The 20,369-nt window shown below is 68.6% G+C and carries 17 protein-coding genes; 10 read left to right on the top strand and 7 right to left on the bottom strand.

Annotated elements, in window-relative coordinates; genetic code table 11:
* The first annotated feature begins 99 nt into the window (after positions 1-99).
* From ABZ818_RS09030 to ABZ818_RS09010, 5 genes are all read left to right on the top strand, one after another.
* Positions 100-828, top strand: a complete 729-nt coding sequence (locus ABZ818_RS09030; RefSeq protein WP_361412520.1) for a ferritin-like domain-containing protein — start codon at positions 100-102, stop codon at positions 826-828.
* A 236-nt stretch (positions 829-1,064) separates the two neighbouring features.
* Positions 1,065-3,026, top strand: coding sequence for an Ig-like domain repeat protein (locus ABZ818_RS09025; protein WP_361412518.1), 1,962 nt, complete (start codon positions 1,065-1,067; stop codon positions 3,024-3,026).
* Positions 3,027-3,325: 299 nt separating this feature from the next.
* The gene (locus ABZ818_RS09020; protein ID WP_361412516.1) at positions 3,326-4,255 is read left to right on the top strand and encodes a class I SAM-dependent methyltransferase; all 930 of its coding nucleotides are present in this window, start codon (positions 3,326-3,328) and stop codon (positions 4,253-4,255) included.
* Between the two features lie 286 nt (positions 4,256-4,541).
* Complete coding sequence (locus ABZ818_RS09015; protein WP_361412514.1) at positions 4,542-5,471, top strand: peptidoglycan recognition family protein; 930 nt, start codon at positions 4,542-4,544, stop codon at positions 5,469-5,471.
* Positions 5,472-5,552: 81 nt separating this feature from the next.
* Positions 5,553-5,777, top strand: a complete 225-nt coding sequence (locus tag ABZ818_RS09010) for a hypothetical protein (RefSeq protein WP_361412512.1) — start codon at positions 5,553-5,555, stop codon at positions 5,775-5,777.
* Positions 5,778-5,945: 168 nt separating this feature from the next.
* On the opposite strand, the gene ABZ818_RS09005 is transcribed toward ABZ818_RS09010, so the two are convergent.
* From ABZ818_RS09005 to ABZ818_RS08990, 4 genes are all read right to left on the bottom strand, one after another.
* The gene (locus ABZ818_RS09005) at positions 5,946-7,397 is read right to left on the bottom strand and encodes an SPFH domain-containing protein (RefSeq protein WP_361412510.1); all 1,452 of its coding nucleotides are present in this window, start codon (positions 7,395-7,397) and stop codon (positions 5,946-5,948) included.
* 131 nt (positions 7,398-7,528) lie between these two features.
* Positions 7,529-8,038, bottom strand: a complete 510-nt coding sequence (locus tag ABZ818_RS09000; RefSeq protein WP_361412508.1) for a hypothetical protein — start codon at positions 8,036-8,038, stop codon at positions 7,529-7,531.
* Positions 8,039-8,361: 323 nt separating this feature from the next.
* The gene (locus ABZ818_RS08995; RefSeq protein ID WP_361412506.1) at positions 8,362-10,818 is read right to left on the bottom strand and encodes a PA14 domain-containing protein; all 2,457 of its coding nucleotides are present in this window, start codon (positions 10,816-10,818) and stop codon (positions 8,362-8,364) included.
* A 270-nt stretch (positions 10,819-11,088) separates the two neighbouring features.
* Positions 11,089-12,099: a hypothetical protein gene (locus ABZ818_RS08990; protein ID WP_361412504.1), complete on the bottom strand. Its 1,011-nt coding sequence runs from the start codon at positions 12,097-12,099 to the stop codon at positions 11,089-11,091.
* 766 nt (positions 12,100-12,865) lie between these two features.
* Here ABZ818_RS08990 and ABZ818_RS08985 point away from each other — a divergent pair.
* The 3 genes from ABZ818_RS08985 (at position 12,866) to ABZ818_RS08975 (ending at position 16,011) form a co-directional block, all read left to right on the top strand.
* Positions 12,866-13,924, top strand: a complete 1,059-nt coding sequence (locus ABZ818_RS08985; RefSeq protein ID WP_361412502.1) for a hypothetical protein — start codon at positions 12,866-12,868, stop codon at positions 13,922-13,924.
* Between the two features lie 625 nt (positions 13,925-14,549).
* Positions 14,550-14,846 carry a GYD domain-containing protein gene (locus ABZ818_RS08980; protein WP_361412500.1) on the top strand — a complete coding sequence of 99 codons (297 nt, stop codon included), beginning with the start codon at positions 14,550-14,552 and terminating at the stop codon, positions 14,844-14,846.
* Between the two features lie 347 nt (positions 14,847-15,193).
* Positions 15,194-16,011 (top strand): IS5 family transposase gene (locus ABZ818_RS08975; RefSeq protein WP_361412498.1). Its coding sequence is split into 2 segments (ribosomal slippage): positions 15,194-15,547 and positions 15,550-16,011, totalling 816 coding nucleotides; the frame shifts between segments, so codons are not numbered across the junction.
* A gap of 647 nt (positions 16,012-16,658) precedes the next feature.
* Here the strand turns inward: ABZ818_RS08975 and ABZ818_RS08970 are convergent.
* A complete protein-coding gene (locus tag ABZ818_RS08970) occupies positions 16,659-16,856 on the bottom strand; it encodes a dehydrogenase (protein WP_361412496.1) in 198 nt (65 codons plus the stop codon).
* Between the two features lie 484 nt (positions 16,857-17,340).
* On the opposite strand from ABZ818_RS08970, the gene ABZ818_RS08965 reads away from it, so the two are divergent.
* Positions 17,341-18,228, top strand: a complete 888-nt coding sequence (locus ABZ818_RS08965; RefSeq protein ID WP_361412494.1) for a prohibitin family protein — start codon at positions 17,341-17,343, stop codon at positions 18,226-18,228.
* 662 nt (positions 18,229-18,890) lie between these two features.
* On the opposite strand, the gene ABZ818_RS08960 is transcribed toward ABZ818_RS08965, so the two are convergent.
* The gene (locus ABZ818_RS08960; RefSeq protein WP_361412492.1) at positions 18,891-19,115 is read right to left on the bottom strand and encodes a cold shock domain-containing protein; all 225 of its coding nucleotides are present in this window, start codon (positions 19,113-19,115) and stop codon (positions 18,891-18,893) included.
* Positions 19,116-19,170: 55 nt separating this feature from the next.
* The gene (locus ABZ818_RS08955) at positions 19,171-19,515 is read right to left on the bottom strand and encodes a hypothetical protein (protein WP_361412490.1); all 345 of its coding nucleotides are present in this window, start codon (positions 19,513-19,515) and stop codon (positions 19,171-19,173) included.
* Positions 19,516-19,655: 140 nt separating this feature from the next.
* Here ABZ818_RS08955 and ABZ818_RS08950 point away from each other — a divergent pair, with 140 nt between their 5' ends.
* Positions 19,656-20,000 carry a hypothetical protein gene (locus ABZ818_RS08950; RefSeq protein WP_361412488.1) on the top strand — a complete coding sequence of 115 codons (345 nt, stop codon included), beginning with the start codon at positions 19,656-19,658 and terminating at the stop codon, positions 19,998-20,000.
* The last annotated feature ends 369 nt before the right edge of the window (positions 20,001-20,369 follow it).

Genomic DNA, 20,369 nt, shown 5'->3' with positions numbered 1-20,369 from the left:
CATGGTTCGCGGCTCCCGGCAGCGGTGGAACGGTTCGGCGTCCGCCGGCGTCGTCCCTCCCCGGGGCACGGTGGCCGTGCCCCGGGGAGGGGAGACCGGGTGCACACGGACGGCTTCGCCACGACAAGGCAGTTCGAGGACGAGCGCGAGCGCAGGCGCGCCCAGGGCGACCCGGACTGGGGGCAGAGCGCGACGCTGCACCCGGCGGTGTGGGCCAGTATTCAGCGCTTCCAGGTCGGCGAGGACGGCGACGGCGCCAACCTCGTCGGCAAAGCGGATGAGGCCGGTGACCCCGACTACGCGCAGGCAGTCCGGCTCTTCGTCGCCGAGGAGCAGAACCACGCCCGTCTACTCGCCCGTGTGCTGGCGGCGGGTGGTGTACCAACCCTGCCCGGCCACTGGAGCGACACGGTCTTCGTACGGCTGCGGCGTCTCATGGGCCTGCGCATGGAACTGCTGGTGCTGATGATCGCGGAAGTGGTGGCTCTGCGCTATTACCGGGCCCTGCGCGACGGCACCGACGACGCGCTCACTTCGGATGCGGCAGGGCGGATCCTGTCCGACGAGCAGCGCCACGTCCCCTTCCACTGCGAGCGACTGCACGCCTCCCTGGCGGAGTTGCCCCGCGTGACGCGCCGCCCGGTGATGGCCCTGTGGCAACTTCTTCTGCTCGCGGCCTCCCTCGTCGTCGCCGCCGACCACGGCCCGGCGCTACGACGCCTCGGCATCGGACGCCTGCGCTTCGTGGCCGATGTCGTGACCTCATCCGGCGCGGTCGTCTCCGCGGTGCTGGCGCCTCGCCCGGACGCATGGACGAGCACGGGCTGACGACAGCCGGCCCACTGCATCCCCAACCGCCCTGAGCTCGGGAAACCGCGAGGGTCGAGGGCCGTACGGCTCCCAACTGGTCCGGTCGCGTCGCGGCGCGGTATTTCAGTCCTCAATTGTCACTGGCATGCCATACGCTGCCCGTCCACGCACCCGTCGTCGGTGCGAGGGGGGCACGCGGCCTGTCCGTTTCCGCCCGGTGACAACCGGGCTTCTTCCGTGGGGGTTCCATCACTGTGCGCAGGCGTAGCATCTCGACCGCGACGGCACTCGCGGTCGTCCTCAGTTCCGTGGCCCTGACCACGGGCGTGGCGGGTCCGGCGGCGGCCGACTCCGCGAAGGTCCTTCCGGTGAAGTCGGTCGGCGACATGATCGTGGACGGTACCCACCAGCGGGTCTACGTCTCCGACCCGACCGCCGGCAAGATCGTCGTCACGGACTACACGGGCACCGTGAAGGCGACGCTCACCGGGCTCTCCGGCGTGACCGGCCTCGCGCTGTCCGCCGACTCCGGGCAGGTGTACGCCGCCGTGAAGGACGGCAACCGGATCGTCTCGGTGGAGACGGGGACGTACACCCAGACCGCGAGTTACCCGGTCGGCGCGGCGCCCGGCGACCTGGAGGAGGTGGACGGCCGGATCTGGTTCTCCTACGGCGGCGACTTCGGCTCGCTCGACGTCTCCGGCCCCGAACCCGTCGTTCACCTCGCCCAGCGCGGCGACACCGACTCCTACCCGGGCGCCGGGACGCTGCTGGCCGCCGACCCGGCCGTCCCGGGCGTCCTGGTGGCGGGCAACGGCTCCATGCTCGCCGTGTACGACGTCTCTGCCGACGGCGCCACCCTGCGCGCCGAGGGCGACATGGGCAGCGGCGTGAAGCAGTTGGACCTGATGCCCGACGGCAGCCAGGTGCTCACCTCGTGGGGCCCCGGCTACAGCCTCGGCGCCTACTCGACCACCGACCTCACCGAGCTGGCCGGCTACCCCGTCGGCGCGTACCCGAACGCCGTGCGCATCGCGCCCGACGGCACCATCGCGGGCGGCAGCTTCTCCTGGTACGACCCCGACGTCCACATCCACCGGCCGGGTGACCGGGTGCCGGTGCGGGAGTACGACTTCCCCAACACCGGCAACGACAGCGGCGCCGACACTCTCGTGGACGGAGCGCTGGCCTGGGCGCCCGACTCGAGCCGGGTCTTCGCCGTCTCCGTGAACTCCTACGGCACCCACACCCTGCGCGCCCTGACCGACCCCACCAAGGAACTGCCCACCCTCAAGGTGTCGGCACCCGCCAAGTCGGAACGCGCCAAGCAGCTCACCGTCAAGGGCAAACTGACCTCGAAGACGCTGCCCGCCGCGGGCACCGCCCTGAAGGTGACCCGCACGGACGTCGAGTCGCCGAACGGCAAGGCGCTGGCCGCCGTCAAGACCAAGGCGGACGGCAGCTTCTCCTTCACGGACACCCCGCCCGCCGGCGGCAAGGTCACCTACAAGGTCTCCTACGCGGGCGACGCCGCCCACATGCCCGCGTCCGGCTCGGGCGTGGTGGACGTCTCCCGCAAGGCGCCCGCGCTGACCCTGAACAACAACGGCAAGCTGTACTCGTACGGCAAGAAGGTCACCTTCACCGCGCACCTCGGCACGACGTACAAGAACCGCACCGTCTCGATCTACGCGGACCCCTTCGGCCCCGACAAGCCGAAGAAGCTGCTGAAGACGGCCAAGGTCAACTCCAAGGGCAACCTGTCGGCGACCGTCGGCATGACCCGTGACACCACCGTCACCGCCGTCTTCAGCGGCGACGCCCGCTACACCGCCAAGACCGTGAAGTCGACCGCGTACGCCCGGGTGAACGTCTCCACCGCCGTCTCCAGGCACTACAAGACGGGCAAGATCGGCTCCACGACGTACTACTACTTCCGCAAGAAGACCGACCCGCTGTTCACCACGACCATGACCTACTACCCCGGCCGCAAGCAGCGCTTCCAGCTCCAGGTGTACTACCAGGGCTCCTGGTACGACTCGGGCTCCGAGTACTTCGCCCTGTCCACCAAGGGCAAGTCGTCCGTGAGCCTGGAGGCACCGGGCACGTCCGGCATCCGAGCCCGCATGCGCTCGTCGTACATCAACGGCTCCTCCGGCGACAACGTCAACTCCACGACCCACGGCGCCTGGAAGTACTTCACCTTCACCAACTGAACCCCGCCCGAGCCGAACCGGTACGGCTCCCGACCCGCGGGGCCGTACCGGTTCGGCGCGGAGGCGGCCGTGCACGTCGCAGGAAAGACGCGCTTGCTCCGGGGCGGGTCATCGTCCGGGTGAACGTCCTTTGCATCCTGTCTCCACATCACCGTAATGCGGAGTTCGGCAGAAGTTCTCCCGCCGGACGACTCCGTGGCCTTCCGTCCGAAAGGGACACGCCTAGCCTTTCTTTCCTTACCTGTGATCCGTGCTGACCCGGGTCAATTCGTCGCGAGATGATTGAGGTCATCGGTTTCATGAAAAGCCGCTCCCTGCTTCGCAGTTCGGCCTCCCGGCGCCTGCTCCGTCCCGTCGCCGAGCTGCTCGACAAGCGGATCGAGCGGCAGGTCCGCTCCGCCGTCGCCCGGTCGCAGGCGCAGAACGAAGAGCTCCAGCGCGACATCCAGGTGCTGAGACAGCATCAGTACACCTTCGACCTGCTGGTCGGCCCCCGCGCCCGCGGCGTCTCCCGGATCGTCGTGCCCGGCGCCATGGACCGTCTCCAGGCCGAGGTCGCGGCGCTCGGCGGCGGCGACCGCCAGGCGGCCGAGCGCAACGTCACCGCGGCCTACCGGCTGCTGGTCGCACTGGAGTCGCTGGGCGTGGGCCGGATCGCGGGCGGCACCATGAACATCTGCGGCAAGCTCGGCTCGATACCGCTGCTCGACCCGCCCAACGACGAGGTACTGGAGATCGGCACGCTGTACGGCATGTTCTCCGCCGGACTCATCCGGATGCTGGAGCGCGACGGCCGCAGCCCGAGCCTGACCATCGTCGACCCCTTCGCCGGCGTGCAGCTGCAGCCCGGCACCGAGCAGCGGCCCGACCCCACGGGCACGCCGGTCGACGAGCACGCCGTCCGGACGAATCTGGCGCTGGCCGGCCCCGCGGGCGTCGCCGCCCGGATCCAGCGGGGCTTCTCGGAGGACCCCGAGACCCGCGCGGCCGTCTCCGACCGCCGCTACGGCGTGATCATCGTGGACGGCGACCACTCGGCCGAGGGCGTCGCCAAGGACCTGGAGTGGGCGGAGGAGATCGCGGCACCCGGCGGGATCGTCGTCCTCGACGACTACCGCGACCCGAAGTGGCCGGGCATCAAAGAAGCGCTCGACAAGCACGTCGCGGGCGACACGCGCTTCACGTACCTCGGCAAGGCGGCGCGATCGGCCTTCCTGCGGGCGTCCTGAACACCTCGACCACCGGGTCGTCCAGGAACAGGGCTTCCAGGGATTCGGGGTCGAACGTGACCCGCAGGATGTCCCCCTCCAACTCCACCGTGCGCACACATCCGGTCAAGCATCGCCCGACGCCAACCCGTTGATCACCAACTGCATTTCCGGGTCAAACGCGGACGTGAGCGCCTACGTTGGCAATCCGACAGCGGCGGTCGCCGTATCCGGGGACGATCCTTCAGGTCTTTGCCGCCGGCGACCGCATCTGGATCACCGTCGTCTCTCACACCTGGAGGTACCCGTGGCCACGCCACTTACTGCTGCCCAGTTCCTCATGGCCCTGAAGGCTGAGGGCGTGACCGTCGTCGAGGTCGGCGACTGGAAGAACCACAACCGCAACGCGAAGGGCCCGTGGGGTCCGGTGCACGGGGTGATGATCCACCACACCGTCACCAAGGGCACGGCGAACACGGTGAAGATCGTGCGCGACGGGTACGCAGGACTGCCCGGCCCGCTCTGCCACGGCATGATCGCCAAGGACGGGCGCGTGCACGTGGTCGGCTGGGGCCGCGCCAACCACGCGGGGTTGGGAGACCCGGACGTCTTGTCCGCGGTCATCGCAGAGCGGCGGCCGCCCGTCGACGACGAGGCCACCGTCGACGGCAACCGGGCCTTCTACGGCTTCGAGTGCGAGAACCTCGGTGACGACAAGGACCCGTGGCCGACCGAGCAGATCGAGGCCATCGTCCGCGTGACGGCCGCGATCTGCCGGCAGCACGGGTGGGGCGCCCGGTCGGCGCTGCGGCACCTGGACTGGCAGCCCGGCAAGGTCGACCCGCGCGGGCCCGGTATGGACTGGGAGCAGGTCCTCGACCGCGTCGCGAAGCGGCTCGACACCAAGCCGCCCACCACCAAGCCGCCCGCGCCGGCCAAGCCGAAGGTGTCGCTGTCCAAGCTGATCGCCGCGGCGAAGTCGAACCCGGCCGCGAAGGGCACGCCTGTCACTTACGCCGGGGTGCGCACCGTGGAGGCCGCTCTCGTCAACGAGGGCCTGCTCGCCAAGACCTACCTGGACGGCCACTACGGCACGGCCACCAAGGACGCCATGAGCGGCTGGCAGGAGCGGTGCGGGTACCGCGGCCGCAAGCCCGGCGAGCCCGCCGACGGCATCCCCGGCAAGGACTCCCTCACCAAGCTCGGCAAGAAGCACGGCTTCACCGTCACCGCCTGACCGAAGGGCCCGGCTGTGCACGGCTCGGACTGCCTCGTAGTCTCGTTCCGTCAGCACGGCAAGGACGGGGGCGTTCACTCGATGGCAAAGCCGGTACGTGCAGCACTGGGGGAAGTCTGGCTCACCTGCCAGGTCTGCCAAGGAGACCTGTTCCGAGAGCGGGAAGTCCTGCTCAACAGCACCGGCATGGAGTTCATGAAGTTGGCCTGGGCCAACGAGAGCGCCACCGGGCTGATCTGCTGGCGGTGCGGCTACGTCCACCTCTTCGTCAACAGGGACATCCAGCTCTACCGAGCGGACAAGTAACAGAGGGAGACGCTGACCTGGGCGGCACCGGGGCATCGCGCGCGGGTCAACTCATCGAGCGTTCCTCAGGCACAGCCTGCGGTGCAGGAGGGCCGGGAAACAGCGGAGCCCGGGCGCCACTCAGGCGTCCGGGCTCCGTGGTCAGCGGTGTCCCCCCCGTTCTGTGTTCTATTCGGTGATGTCGATCTTGCCGTGGGACGTTTCGGCCGATGCCGGAGCCGATGATTCGACCTGCGCCGGGATCTTCGTCGTGCCGCGTCCGGAGAGGCCCTGGAGGAGCTTCGCGAGGTCGACGCCGGTGGTGGAGCTGAGGAGTTCCATGCCCTGGGCGACGTTGTCGGCGACCGCGCGCGGGAGTTGGCCCGCGCCGTCCGTGGAGATGACGGTCAGCTTGTCCACGGCCGACAGCGGCTCGGCCGCCTTGCCGACGACCTGCGGCAGCACCTCGACCAGCATCTGGAGCACCGCCGCGTCGCCGTACCGGTCGAAGGCGTCTGCCTTCTTGTGCATGGCGTCGGCCTCCGCCGCGCCCTTGGCGGCGATCGCGGCCGCTTCGGCGTCACCCTCGATACGAACGGCCTCGGCGAGCGCCGCACGGTGGGCCTTCTCGCCCTCACCGGTGAGCCGTGCCCGCTCAGCGGCCGCCTCGGCCTCCTTGACCAGGGCGATGCGGTGGGCCTCCGCCTCCTGCTCGGCCCGGTAACGGGCGGCGTCGGCGGGCTTGCGGACCTGGGTGTCCAGTTCGCGGTCGGTCAGCGCGGCCTGCCGGGCGGCGACCTTCTCCTGCTCCTGCAGGACCTCCTGCTGCCGGGCGGCCTCGGCGAGCGGGCCGGCGGCGTTGGCGCGGGCGGCGGCCTCGTCCGTCTCGGCCTTGATCTCGGCCTGCTTCAGGGCGTAGGTGCGCTGGGCGATCGCGATCTCTTCCTCCGCCTTGAGACGGGCCTGTTCGGAAGCGCGTCGGGCGACGGCCTCGGCGATGTCGGCCTCCTGCTTGGCGCGGGCCGCCTCAGGCCGGCCGAGGTCCTCCAGGTAGGAGCCCTCGGTGGTGATGTCCTGGATCTGGAAGGCGTCCAGCACCAGACCCTGCCCGGACAGGCTGGCCTCGGCCTCCTCCGCGACCTGTCCGGCGAAGGCGGCCCGGTCCCGGATGATGTCCTCGACGGACATCCGCCCGACGATGGAGCGCAGCGCGCCGGACAGCACCTCCTGGGTGAACCCGACGATGCCGTCCTGCTGCTGGAGGAAGCGCTGGGCTGCGGCGCGGATCGAGTCCTCGGTGCCGCCGACCTTGACGATGGCGACGCCCTCCAGGTTGGCCTTCACCCCGCGCAGCGTGACCGCGCCCCGGACGGCCACCGGAATGTGCCGACTGGACAGGTCGAGGGTGAACTTCTGCTGGACGAAGGGCACGACGAAGACACCGCCGCCGACCACGACCTTCTGGCCGCTGTTGTCGGTGGAGACGCGGCCGGTTTCGGGGTCGGTGGACTTCTTGCCGCGCCGTCCGGTGACGATGAACGCCTCGCTGGGACCCGCGACCTTGTAGCGGGTGACGACGGTGAGGGCCAGCAGGACCAGGAGTACGACGACTCCTATCACGGCAATCAGTACAGGGCTCATGTGTGGAATCCCCTCAGCCCTCCCCGGGGGACGGCGAATTGGAACGGATCAGGAACGGACGCGGAAGGAAGATGAAGGAAGATGAAGGGGCGGGCGTGTGGGCCGCGTGGTGTGGCGCGCCGCTCCGACGGTCAGTCTTCGACCGGCCGGACCGCGACCGAGGTCGCGGACAGTACCGACTCCACCCAGACCTCGGCACCCTGCGCCACCGGCACCGAACACTTCGCGGCCAACTTCAGTGGCTGCCCGGCGAGATACACCAGCACCTCGCCGTACCCCTCGGCCGGAATAGCGGTCACCACGGAACCAGAGCCGCCGACGAGATCGCCGCCCTGTGGAGCGGCCGAGCCCTGCTCCCGCATCAGGACGCGGCTGAGTTTCCACGTCAACCAGCCCGCGGCGACGCCCGCCACCACGCCGATCGCCGTTGCCCCCGTGACCCCCAGACCGGTGGTGCCGAGCGCGATCGCGCCGCCGAAGCCGAGCATGGACACGAATCCGGCGATGACCGGCAGCGACAGCAGCCCGTCGAACAACCCGTCGAGCACCCCGCCGAACAGGCCTTCCAGGATCCCGTCGAAGATCAGCGAGAGCACCAGCAGGACCAGTCCCGCGATACCGAGACCCACAAACCAGTTCATTCGGGCCCCGCTTTCGTTCGGCGATCTCCCCGGCCTGCATATTGCCATGCGATCGGGTGGCAATACATTGCCTGCCCCCGGCAATCTTTACGCGCACTTGATGCCGCCTTGGTACGGCCTTCGCCCGGACGTCGACGTTCCGCTGCGGCTCGTGACGCCGAGTACGGACGCGAAGCTCAACGACGGTACGGGCCGCCGCCCTGAGGGCCGACGCCTGTACGCCCGGAAGCCGTGCGCTGCCCGCAGACGCACCGCCCCCGGGTGGGAGACGGCGCGCACCACGGTCAACGCTTCCGTTGCCGGACCACGGAAGCGGCAGCGTCTCATACGTAGTCGCCCCTGGCCGCCGAGTAGTGCACCACGGCGGCCGTTGTGCCGTCGGCGAGGATGCCGGTGATCCGGAAGTACGACGTCTCGCCGAGCGGCAGGCGCACGAGGGCGCGGTAGATGCGGTTCGGGGCCGCGGCGATGGAGGTGACCGGTTCGTACGTCCTGGTGGTCACGTTCCAGCGCTCCACGCGGTGCTCGGTGATGCCGGCGCAGGCCGTCATGTCGGAGCAGGCCCACTCCAAGCGACCGGTTCTGGTCACGGCGTCGGGGTTGAGGACGGTGAGCGTGCCGGAGTCCTCGCCGAGGGCGTCGTCGGGCCTGTTGTCGAGTTCGGTGGTGGTGACGGTGGGGGCCAGGTCGAGGCCGATGTGGTTGCCCCACTCGTCGATCGCTACGACGAGGAAGGTCACCGTCTCGCCGTCCGCCGGGCTGGCGCACAGCATCGCGTTCGGCAGGGCAGTGGGCTTCTTGGGGTCGACGGCGTCGGAGCACCCGTCACTGTTGTAGCCGGTGCTGCCGTCCGGCCGCCGTACGACGCGGGTGGCGGCGTAGCTCAGTCCGCTCTCGGCGGGGGCGTCCCAGCTCAGCAGGACGCCGTCGGCGCGGGGCGTGGCGGTCAGGCCGGTGAGCGGGGCCGGGGGAACGCTGTCGGGGGTCACCGAACGCGGCGCGGACATCGGGGACGCGTTGCCGGCGGCGTCGGTCACCACGGCGGCGTAGGTGTAGGTGGTGCCGTCGAACGCCGGCAGTTCGTCCACGTACGCGTAGGACCACGTCGGCGACGAGTCCTTCGACGCTGTGCCGATGAGTTCGGGGCTGTCGCCGAGGGTGTCGCCGGTGGACCGGTAGATGCTGATGGTGCCGCCGATCCTTATCTCCTCCTCGGTCCGGCCGTCCCAGTTGATCTTCAGAGAGCTGGGGGTGTTCGCCCTGTGGGACACGGCGATGACGGGTGCCGTCGGGGCGACGGTGTCGACCGGGGTGACCGTCAGGACGGGTGTGCTCTCGGACAGGTTCCCGGCGCGGTCGGTGACGCAGATGTAGTAGCGGATGGGCTTGCCGTTGCGGGGCAGTTTGGTGTCGGTCCAGGCGGTCCTGTCGGTCAGGACCATGGGGATCCAGTCACCCACCGCGGTCTGCCGGTAGACCCGGTAGGAGGCGAGGTCCATCTCCTTGTTGGGCGCCCAGGAGAAGGTGGCGGAGTCGGTGCCCTCGTCGTACACCACCTTCGCCCCGGTGGGTGCGAGAGGGGCGACATGGTCCACGGTGGCGCTGGTGCGGGGCGCGTAGGCGAACTTGACGGCGGCGGCACCGGTCCAGTTGACGTAGTCGATGCGGAGGGTGTGGGTGCCGCGCGGGATGGTCAGGTTGACGGTCCGGGAGACGGTGCTGGAGCCGTTCTTCCACAGGTCGATCTTGCGGGCGCCGTCGAGGTACACACGGATGCCGTCCTGGCCGGAGGCGGTGAACGCGAAAGGACCTCCGGAGCCGAAGTCGCGGGTGATCTGCCAGCGGACGCCGAAGTTGTCCTTGCCGACGCCGGGGACCCCGGGCGAGTTGGTGCCCCAGTTCTCGTTGATCACGGTGTCGGTGTCCGTCCGCTTCGGCGCGCCCGAGAAGGAGGTGTTCGCGAAGAACTGGCGCAGGAAGACCGGGTTCCCGGTGACCGAGACGTCGGAGGTCCCGGCGGACATGTTGCCGGACTTGTCGACGGCGCGGACCTCGTAGAGGTGGGTGGTGCCCCCGGCGGTGGTGTCGGTGAAGGACGTGCCGGTGACCGTGGCGACGGGAGCGCCGAAGGACGTCTGGTCGGGGGTACGGCGGTAGACGCGGTAACCGGCGATGTCCATCTCCTTGTTCGCCGACCAGCGCAGAACGTTCCGCCCGGGGCCGGCGTCACGGGCTATCGACAGCCCGGTGGGTGTGAGAGGGGCGACACGGTCCACGGCGGCGCCGGTGCGGGGCGCGTAGGCGAACTTGACGGCGGCGGCACCGGTCCAGTTGACGTAGTCGATACGGAGGGTGTGGGTGCCGGACGGAATGGTGACGTTGACCGTCTTCTTCACCGTCGTCGAGACGTCCTTCCACAGGTTGACCTTACGGACACCGTCGAGGTGGACGCGGATGCCGTCACGTGCTTCGACCGGGAAGGAGAAGGGGCCGCCGGAGCCGAAGTCGCGGGTCACGGTCCAGCGGACACCGAAGTAGTTCGACGGCAGGCCGGAAGCCGGGGCTCCCGTGCCCCAGTTCTCGTCGATCTTCGAGTCGCAGTCGGTCTTCTTCGGCGTACCGGAGAAGGTGGTGTTCGCGAAGAACTGCCGTTTGTAGACCGGCGAGGCGCACGTGGTCGCGGCGGAGGCGGGCGTGGCGACGGCGGTGAGCAGGCCGCCCGCGGTGGCGAGCACGATCGCGGTCGCGGTCGCGGCGGTCGTGCGTCTGTCTGCGTTCATTCGGTCCTCTGGTCAGGATCGGGACGGCGGATGAGGCCGCCCTGATCACGACTTGCGAGGAGGGGTGTTGGTTGTACGGCTGTGGGGACGTGGGCGGAGGTACGGCGCCTCAGATCCAGGAATCCCCGATCTCGCGGCGACGCAGGTGCCGCTGCCGCGAGCCGCACCGACGGCGGCCGCTGAACGGCGCTCGTGGGTCTCGAGTGGCGCCGCACGGAGCCGCCCCCGACCACCGAGTGGGGCCGGGGGCGGCTACTGTGGTGCGACGGCTCAGAGAGCCTTGTCGTTGACGAAGAGCCTGGCCGGGCCGCTGGAGGTCCTTACGCCGGTCTCGATGTTGCCGTACGTGGTCGTACCGTCGGTGATGCTGTCTGGCGTGATCGAGCCGTCGATGATGGCGCCGTCCGTGACGGGGCCCTCGGTGATCGCGCCGGGCGTGATGACGTTGCTGAGAGCCGTGATCTTGCCGGCGTTGGCGCTGCGCAGGCAGTCGTCCGGGTTCTCGCCCGGAGCCGAGTCCCACTTGCCCCACTGCACATCGGTCACGGGCTGGAACGCATAGTCGCCGAACCGGTATTCACCGAACTTGTAGTCACCGAACGACCAGTTGCCGAACGACCAGTCACCGAACGACCAGTCACCGAAGGAGACCGGGGAGTTCCAGCTGGTGGCCCCGGTCTCGTACGACGGCTCACCCTTCCAGCCGTTGAGGATGAAGCCGGTGTACTGGTTGGCCTTGCGGGCCTCGACGTTGAGGTCGTAACCGAGGATGCCGGTGAGGACGCCGGTTCGGCTGCCGGTCCGGGTGCCCTCACGGGAGGCGTCCCGGCTGCCCTCTCGGATGCCGACGTGCGAGACGGTCCGGGTGCCGGTGCGCTCGCCGTCGCGCACGCCGTCGCGGTGGAACGTCTTGGTGCCGTTTCCGTTGGTGTAGGTGCAGGTCAGATCCTGCGACACGACCTGGGTGGCTACCTGGGCGCCGGTCTGGGTCCCCAACTGGACGCCGACCTGCGAGCCGATCTGCGCGCCGGCCTGGGTGGCCTCCTGTGACAGCGACTGGGACGCCGGCTGCTTGGCCGTGAACGCGAGGCTCTTGCTGTCGACGGCCTTCTGAAGCGCCGCGTTGTTGTAGCCGAGGGCGGACTGGACGTCGCCCTTGCCGATGAAGCCGGCGCCCGTGGTCGGGTCGAAGTTGACCGACGCCGAAGCGGGGGTGGTGCCGAGAGCTATCGCCGCCACAGAGACCGCGACGCTGCTGATGAGAATGCCGCGAGTGCGCATGTACTGGCTCTTTCGTCGTGCCGTCAGTTTCTGTGCCATTGCTGGCGTGTGAGGCCGTGTCGGTGCGCCTCTCCTCCGGTCGCTGGCTGCGTGGCTGGGACAGCGCCCAGTGCCGCAGGGTCAATTGGCGCAGTAGGTGGAGAGAGGGTGAAGGTCGTATGAAGTTTTCGCGACCGTCTTGTGATGAACTTTGAATTGGCGAGCCGAGTTACCTACGCGATCTGGCACGGGTCCGGCACGGGTCCGCCGCGGCCGTCTGCCCGGCGCGGCCTGACTCATCAGGTCCGCACACCGTGCGCAGGCGCACGCTTTCCAGGTCTGTCGGTGGGTCGCTGGGCGGTGTTCGGGGGCGTTCGCGTGCGGTCATGGGCGGCTGGCTGTGGTCATGGTGGCGACTCCGGGTCTGGTCTGAACGCAGGTGAACGCGACTGAACGAGACGGAAGCCGAGGCGGCCGCGTGGTGGCATCGATGGTCGATCAGCAGTTCGAACGGGCGGTCCGCGTCAGCGATCAGCGGAGGCCGCTCAGGGCGCGAGGATGCCGATCCCCGGCCACGACGTACCCGTTCTCGGTAGCAATGGCCGACTGTGCGACGTCCTCCAAGTTGACGCACTTCGGCTGCCTGTGGAGCGAAATGCCCGAAGGCAGAGCGTGTCCGTGCGCACCAAGTCCCATCATCACTTTTAACGTACCGCTTATGAGGACTAACTTTCTGTCACCGCTGGCGCGAAGGCTGTCAACGCTGACAGCCGCCGTGGTGATCTCAGTGGCTTCTGCGGCAGGCGCGGCCTCGGCCGGTGGGACGTTCCTCGGCCGTTTGCACACGGTGCGTGAGATCGCCTCCACGGTCCCCGCGAACGGCGACGTGAACCCCTACGGCACGGCCGTGGTCCCGCGTGACGCCGGGAAGCTCCACAAAGGCAACGTACTGGTCAGCAACTTCAACAACAGCCAGAACCAGCAGGGCACGGGCACCACCCTGGTCCAGATCAGCCCGCGCGGCACCGCCGCGCTGTTCGCCCGGATCGACCCGGCCCACCTGCCCGGCCGCTGCCCCGGCGGTGTGGGTCTCACGACCGCCCTGAGCATCCTGCCCGGCGGGTGGGTGGTGGTCGGCAGTCTCCCGACCGCCGATGGCACCTCCGCCACCGCCAAGGCGGGCTGCCTGCTCGTACTGGACAGCCACGGCAAGGTCCGCGAGACGCTCGCCGGAGGCGGCATCAACGGGCCGTGGGACATGACCGCCGCGAGCTACGGCGACCGTACCGACCTGTTCGTGACCAACGTGCTCAACGGCACCGTGGCGGGCGACGGCAGCGAAGTGGACCGGGGCACCGTCCTGCGCATCACCCTCAAGCGCCATCACAACAAGCCACCGCAGCGGCTGAAGACCACCAAGATCGGCTCGGGCTTCGCCCAGAAGACCGACCCCGCGGCCCTGGTGATCGGCCCGACCGGTGTCGGCCTCGCCAAGGACGGCTCGCTCTACGTCGCCGACACGGTCAAGAACCGGATCACCGTCATCCCGCGCGCGGTGACTCGCGAATCCAGCGCCGGCACTGGCCGGGTGGTCAGCAGGGGCGGCAGGCTCAACGGCCCCCTCGGCCTGGCCATCGCGCCCAACGGTCATATCCTGACCGTCAACGGCGGTGACGGCAACATCGTCGAGACCACACCGGCAGGCCGCCAAGTGGCCTTCCGCCAGCTCGACAACAGCGGCACCCCGCCCGGCGCGGGCGCGCTGTTCGGCCTGGCGGTCGACCGGGATCGTGACGCCGTGTACTTCGTCGACGACGCCACCAACTTCCTGAACGTCCTCAAGTGATCCACGACAAACGCCAGAGGCCCCGGCTCGCCCCGTAGACGGGCAGGCCAAACAGGTCAGCCACCTCCTGACGTCCAGTAGGTGGCTGACCTGATACTGCACTGTCGGGGGTGGCGGGTTTCCAACCTGCGACCTCTTCGTGCTGAAGCAACTTGGGCGAGCGCTTGACCTTGGGCTGGTCTCGCGTACCTGGGCCGATGGGCCGCGGGCGTTGTCACGCAGTGAGACACGCAGGCGGGTTGCGTCTGGGTGAGGCCCGCATGGACGAACGGCCACCGGCGTTCGATCCGAGTCCGCTTCGGCTGCCGCCGTCGACTGGTGCGGCAACCGGACGGAGACGCTGGTGTGCGCCTCCGCCCGGCGCCGTGGATGTCAGCCTGCCCCCCGACGCGCACTCCGGCGGACCGGTGGATCGGGGTAGCCGGGGGCCGGACCTCGGGAGCAGTCAACTGTCCCACCGCAGGTCGGCGTGGCTGTTGTGCGAGCACCTCTCCTGGATCCGACCACCGTGATCAACCGCCTGTAGGTGCTCGTATCGCTCGTTCGGGTGCGTATCCCGTGCGGGTGCCAGCCCCGATGTCCAGGATTGACCTCGCGATGTGGTTCCTCGTGAAGGTGAGAGAACATGCCGACGTACATCACGCTGCTGAACTGGACCGATCAGGGGGTCCGAGACTACAAGGACACCGCGAAGCGCGCTGAGACCTTCGGCGCAGCGGCACAGAAGATCGGGGCGAAGCTCCTGAACATCTACTGGACCGTCGGTCCATACGACCTCGTGGCCGTCGTCGAGGCACCCGACGACGAAACTGCCACCGCAGCACTCCTGCATCTCGGCGGGGTGGGCAACATCCGTTCCACGACTCTGCGGGCCTTCGGCCAAGGGGAGATGGAACGCATCATCGCCAAGGCGACTGTCTGACGAACTCCACTCACTGCAAGCGAAGGCCTATGGTGAGCCGGCTGAGCAGGGCGCCTTACAGCCCTGCTGAGGGGCCCGAGTCGGCCACCTGTGTACAAGTCAGGGCTACCACTTGCCGGTCGAGGTCGTCGGATTGCCGTTGACGGCCATGAAACCGCGGTGCGTGAGACGGAGCCTGATACGGGCGCTGCCGAGCGACCTAGGAGGGCGGTCCAGGCCGCCTGCAGTCCACTGCTGCCATCAAAACGGCCCGGACCATGATCGGTCCGGGCCGTTAGTGCCGGTGCCCCCGCAGGATTCGAACCTGCGACACCCGCTTTGGAAGTCATCTCATTTGGCTCAGTGGGATGTTGGTCATGGTGGGGGTTGTTGAGCGGCTAGTGCCGGACGAGTTGTGGGAACTGTTCCAGCGAGTGGTGCCGGAGGCGCCATCGCGGCCTCAGGGCGGCGGCCGACGCCGACACGGTGACCGTGAAGTGCTGGCCGCGATCGTGTTCGTGGCGACGTCGGGCTGCACGTGGCAGCAGCTTCCCGCAGCATCGTTCGGGCCGTCCGGAGCGACGGCCCACCGCAGGTTCACCGAGTGGTCGAAGGTCCGGGTCTGGGCCAAGCTGCACCGCCTGGTCCTCGACGAACTCGGAGCCCGCGGCGAGCTGGACTGGTCCCGGTGCGCGATCGACTCGGTGAACATGCGGGCCCTGAAAAAGGGGACCTGACAGGTCCGAATCCTGTCGACCGGGGCAAGTACGGCTCGAAGATCCACCTGATCACCGAGCGGACCGGTCTGCCCCTGCCCGTCGGAATCTCGGGCGCCAACGTCCACGACAGCCAAGCCCTGATCCCACTCGTGAAGGGCATACCGCCCATCCGCTCCCGCCGGGGTCCCCGCCGGCGCAGGCCCGGCAAGCTCCATGCCGACAAGGGCTGCGACTACCGCCACCTGCGGAAATGGCTGTCCCAGCGGGGCATCCGGCACCGCATCGCCCGCAAAGGCGTCGAGACCTCGCAGCGGCTCGGACGGCACCGGTGGACCATCGAACGCACCATGTCCTGGCTCGCCGGCTGCCGACGGCCCCACCGTCGCTACGAACGCAAGGCAGAGCACTTCCTTGCCTTCACCAGCATCGCCTGCACCCTCATCTGTTATCGCCGACTCGCCAAATGAGATGACTTCTTAGGAGAGCGGGTGGGGCATCGGGCCGGTGACCTGCCGCTTCGGCGGCCGAGCTGGCGGGCACCGAAGCGCCCTCCACCCCCCCTCGTTGACCGCTGCTGACCCCGGCATCTGGCACGACTATGGCACGGCGACCTCTTCGTCCCGAAGCTGCCGAGACCCTGTTCATCAGTCCGGCAGGCAGGAGCGGAATCGGTGGAGCAGTTCAAGTGCGGCAGGGCTCTCTGCGTCGAGGTCTGACCTTGTTGTTCGACAGGAGGACCCGGCCCCCAGATGCGGGCACCGTGACAGCGGAAGCAGAAGGCGATCTCGAAAAGCTGAGCGGTGGAGCTGTGCGCCCGGATTCCCCAGCCTGGGAGGAAGCAGCGGTACAGCTCACTTCCTGGTAGGTCGGCGATCAGGGACAGGGCCTGCTGGGCTTGGTCTCCCTCCCAGATCGCGGCAGTGACGCCGGCCAGGTCCTCCGAACTGAGGTGCCTGACGGGGTCGGTGATGCGGACGACCTCGATGAGCTCGGTCTTCCCATGGGTTAGCGGCAGCAGCATGCCCCCAGACTCTCCGATCGTGACTTCGCTGACCAGGAACGGCCGCGGCGGCCGAGGCGGCGGGTACGGCGATGGCGGCGCCAGCGATGGATGTCAGCGGAACAGTTCGGGCATCGGGCAGGCCTCCAACGGCTCCTCCGGCCGGTCGGCCCAGCGCCACCAGACATGCCAACCGGTACACGTCCACAGCGCCCGGCAGGTCCGCCGGCCATCGTCCTTGCGCTTGACGAGGACGAAGCCGCCGAACTTCATGGGCTGGCTGTACTCGGGCCAGGCCGGGGCGTCGGTCACGTAGCGCACCCTAACGGAGCGACCTCTTCGTCCCGAACGCGATCAACCCCATGCCTGACCTTCCCAGCCGCTTAGCTGGCCCGGGAGTTGACCGTGGTCATCGTCCGTGGACGTCCAGAACCGTCGCCGATCGTTCATGCCGTTTGGCCCCTTGAACTGGAGCCGTGCGGATCCTAGAGCCACCAGGTCGACTGGCTCGGCCGCAAGCCGCCCACCCTGCATCCGCCAGCAGGCGGGCCTTTCCCGCGTTGGGGGGCGGGCGACGGACGGGCGATCGGCGGGCACCGGGAACGGAGCGGCGGGCCAGGCGATGTGGTTGGGAAGGATGCCGACGCAGGTGCGGGACAACAGCACGCAGGCCGGCGCAGTGGCAGCAACGCCGCTTGCGAACACCCGCTGATCTCACCGCACTTCGGATGTCATATCCTCCACTGGCGCGCGGTACCGGGGGGTACCGCTCAGGGTCTCTCAGGGGGGAGTCACCGTGCTCGTACTGTCATGCCTACTCGTTCTCGCCGCCGTGGTGATGTACTTCGTCGCCCGTGCCCAAAACTCGTTCCCGCTTCGGCTGGGTGCCGGCGCCGCACTGCTCGGCAGCGTGCTCTGTGGCATCGCCAGCACTGTGTACGTGGTCAGCGCCTACGAGGTCGGCGTGCCGGTGACGTTCGGCAAAGTGGGTGCGCCGATGACGTCCGGGATGCATCTGAAGGCGCCATTCACCGATGTCACGCCCTTCTCGACCCGTCCGGTCGACCTCAACCTCTCCGACAAGGATGTCGTCGAGGTGCGGTCCTCCCAGGGCGGTGTGATGTACGCGGAGTTGACCGTGAAGTGGGCGGTCACACCGGACAAGGCGGGAGAGCTGTACCGGCTGGCAGGGAGCGAGGACGCTATTCAGCAGCGACTGGTCTACCCCGACAGCCGGGAGATCGTCCGGAACGTCTTCGCCCGCTACACCAGCGAGCAGGGCTACGCCTCGGCCCGGGAGAAGATCAACGCGGAGATCGGCGAGTTGATCAAGGAGCGACTCGCGCCCCGCGGTATCCACATCACCGCCGTGAACCTGCGCAACGTCAAGCCTTCGGACGCCCTTCAGAAGCAGATCGACCGCAAGATCCAGCAAAAGGAGGCCACCGAGCGGGCCACCGAGGCAACCCGCACGGCGGAAGAGGAGGCCAAGCGCCGCAAGATCGAGGCCGAGGGCATCGCCCGCGCCAACAAGATCCTCAACGACTCTCTCACCGACAAGGTTCTGATGAACCAGTGCATCGACGCGTACAGGGAAGCGGCCAAGGAGAACCCGGTCTACGCCGTGCCCTGCGGCTCGGGCAACGGCACCCCGGTCATCGTGGGCGGCAGCGGCCGGAACTGATTCCTCTTGCCGGCCGAGCCGGCGCATCGTGCTCGGCCCGCACAGGCACGCCCGGTGAACCTGTTCCCGGGCCCGGCCGCACCTCTGTGGCAGTCCGTCACGGAGCGTGCAACCCGGCCGACGTCGAGCTGCTGACCTTCATCCGCCGGGCGCCCTCGGTCTCCACCTCGACGACGTCCGCGAAGTCCTGGAAATCCGCCGTGGCGGCACACCCCCTGCGACGCCGTCCGCGACCTGCTCGACGCCCGCATCGGTCAGGCCCGGCGGCGTCGGGTCGTACGGCTGCTGGTCGCCGTGCACTTACGCCGTGGAGCATGCGGAGCGCCCTGGGACGACCCTCGTCGTCACCACGAATCAGCCTCACACTGGCAATTGGCTCCGACGCCCGGGCAGCCCGGTACTGCCCTCCGGGGTTGCCGACGCCATCGGGGCCGCCCTACGGCAGGGTTGGATTCCCACGCGTGCGGGATCACCGTTCCACCTCGACCAGTCCGCCGGCTTCTCTCCCTCGCTTTGAACTCGCCGTAGGGTGAGCACCGCTTTAGGAGTTCGATCACCGTGCGGTGCAGGGTGCGGAAACGGCGTTGAACGGCTCGTCGTTGGTCCGGCTGTGGCCGCTTCGGTGTGGCAGCGTTCGCCGACGTTGATGTCAGGTGTGGATGTCAGGCGGGCTGGGGCACGATGCTTTCCGCACGGTAGTCGTAGCCATCCCGCTTGAAGCCGGGGGCTTCCCATGTGAGGTCCACCTGCTGCCCGGGCGACAGTGTGCGGTAGCCGGTCGCCTGGATGTCGGAGTAGTGGCCGAAGCAGCCACCGGGCGTCTCGGGGGAGTCGAGCACTCCCCACCCTTCCTCATCGTTCCACTCGCGGACAGTCGCAGTCACCATGAGGGGAATCCTACGGGTCTGTCTGAGCTCTCGGACCCAGAGCCGCGTGCCGTCCCTATAGCTCGGCTTCAGCCTCGGTGGACCAGGAGTAACCGAAGCCCGGGGGTCGTTCGTCGGCAGCCTGGGGTGGCCGCTGTCCCCGGCGCACCTTCTCGCGCCAACGGTCCGCAAGGCCGGCCTCGAACCTTGTAAGGCGTACGTCGAAGTCCGGTACCTGCTCGTAGTAGGCATCCGCGATATCGCCCACATCGGCGTCGTGCAAAAGTTCGCACACGGAGCACAATGCCGGGTCGCGATACGCCAGACGCCCATCCTCCTCCCAGTAGCTGTGCTCGATCACCTGACCGGGACGGCCGCACCAATCACACGGCTCGGGAGTTCCCACGGCGCCCTTGTCCATGGGCGGACTGTACAGCGAGGGTGGCCCTGGTCAGTTCTCCGGGCTTAGGCATGGCTGTACCAGTGAGCTCTTTCCAACCTCGGCAGGATCGCTGACGTAGATCACCCCTGGCTGGGGCAGACGGGGGCACCCGGGGCAGGATGGGCGCCGTGCCCACCATGGTTGTTGAGATCCACGTACCGCTGCTGCCGACGCCGAACCTGGCGGACGGCGCCTACCCGTTCCCATGGATCGAGGAGCTTGAGGAGTTCCTGACCGATCTCGAAGACCAAGGCGAGGTAGAGGTCTTCGACGACGGAGAGGAGGACGAGGGCGCCCACGTCTTCTTCATCACCGGAGCCGGCGAAGACCGTCTCCTGGCGGCAGCTTCCCGCGTGGCCAGGCTGCCCGGAGTGCCTGCGGGAACCTTCGCGGTCGTCAGCAACGACGAGGCTGAGGAGTTCGGCCTGGGGCAACGGGTGGCGCTTCCCCTGCCCGCGGCCTGAGATGCCCTGCGTCGAGTTTCCCCTCGATGCGAACTTTGGGCGGGACGGTCGTTGAGGTCTGCCGGGCTGGTGAATCGGTCGTCGAGCGCTGGTGACGGTCGGCTGCGGACGCCACGGTTGCTGTACATCTGTGCTGTACTACAGCGGCTCCGGAGCCGGCCAGCCGTCTCAGTATGCGGGAACCGACTGCTCGTTCACCGCGTCAAGTCCAACTGGTACTGAAGGAAGGTGCATATGAGGAAGCTGGTTGGTTCGCTCGGCAGTGGCCTGCTGATCGTCGGGATCACCGCGGGGGTGTGGTGGAACTGGTTCCACGAGCCCTATGCCCTGGCCGACGCGCCCAAGGTCGACGTGACGGTGCGCGCGGAA

The sequence above is a fragment of the Streptomyces sp. NPDC047453 genome (assembly GCF_040643155.1).
Lineage (GTDB): Bacteria > Actinomycetota > Actinomycetes > Streptomycetales > Streptomycetaceae > Streptomyces.
The sequence above is the reverse complement of the archived record's forward strand: the minus strand, read 5'-3'. Positions and strand labels throughout refer to the sequence as shown.

What these genes read in the sequence shown, in the direction of transcription:
- ABZ818_RS09020 (WP_361412516.1), top strand. Translation starts at nt 3,326, where the DNA reads ATGAAAAGCCGCTCCCTGCTTCGCAGTTCGGCCTCCCGGCGCCTGCTC.
- ABZ818_RS09010 (WP_361412512.1), top strand. Translation starts at nt 5,553, where the DNA reads ATGGCAAAGCCGGTACGTGCAGCACTGGGGGAAGTCTGGCTCACCTGC.
- ABZ818_RS09005 (WP_361412510.1), bottom strand. Translation starts at nt 7,397, where the DNA reads ATGAGCCCTGTACTGATTGCCGTGATAGGAGTCGTCGTACTCCTGGTC.
- ABZ818_RS09000 (WP_361412508.1), bottom strand. Translation starts at nt 8,038, where the DNA reads ATGAACTGGTTTGTGGGTCTCGGTATCGCGGGACTGGTCCTGCTGGTG.
- ABZ818_RS08995 (WP_361412506.1), bottom strand. Translation starts at nt 10,818, where the DNA reads ATGAACGCAGACAGACGCACGACCGCCGCGACCGCGACCGCGATCGTG.
- ABZ818_RS08990 (WP_361412504.1), bottom strand. Translation starts at nt 12,099, where the DNA reads ATGCGCACTCGCGGCATTCTCATCAGCAGCGTCGCGGTCTCTGTGGCG.
- ABZ818_RS08980 (WP_361412500.1), top strand. Translation starts at nt 14,550, where the DNA reads ATGCCGACGTACATCACGCTGCTGAACTGGACCGATCAGGGGGTCCGA.
- ABZ818_RS08960 (WP_361412492.1), bottom strand. Translation starts at nt 19,115, where the DNA reads ATGGTGACTGCGACTGTCCGCGAGTGGAACGATGAGGAAGGGTGGGGA.
- ABZ818_RS08955 (WP_361412490.1), bottom strand. Translation starts at nt 19,515, where the DNA reads ATGGACAAGGGCGCCGTGGGAACTCCCGAGCCGTGTGATTGGTGCGGC.
- ABZ818_RS08950 (WP_361412488.1), top strand. Translation starts at nt 19,656, where the DNA reads ATGGGCGCCGTGCCCACCATGGTTGTTGAGATCCACGTACCGCTGCTG.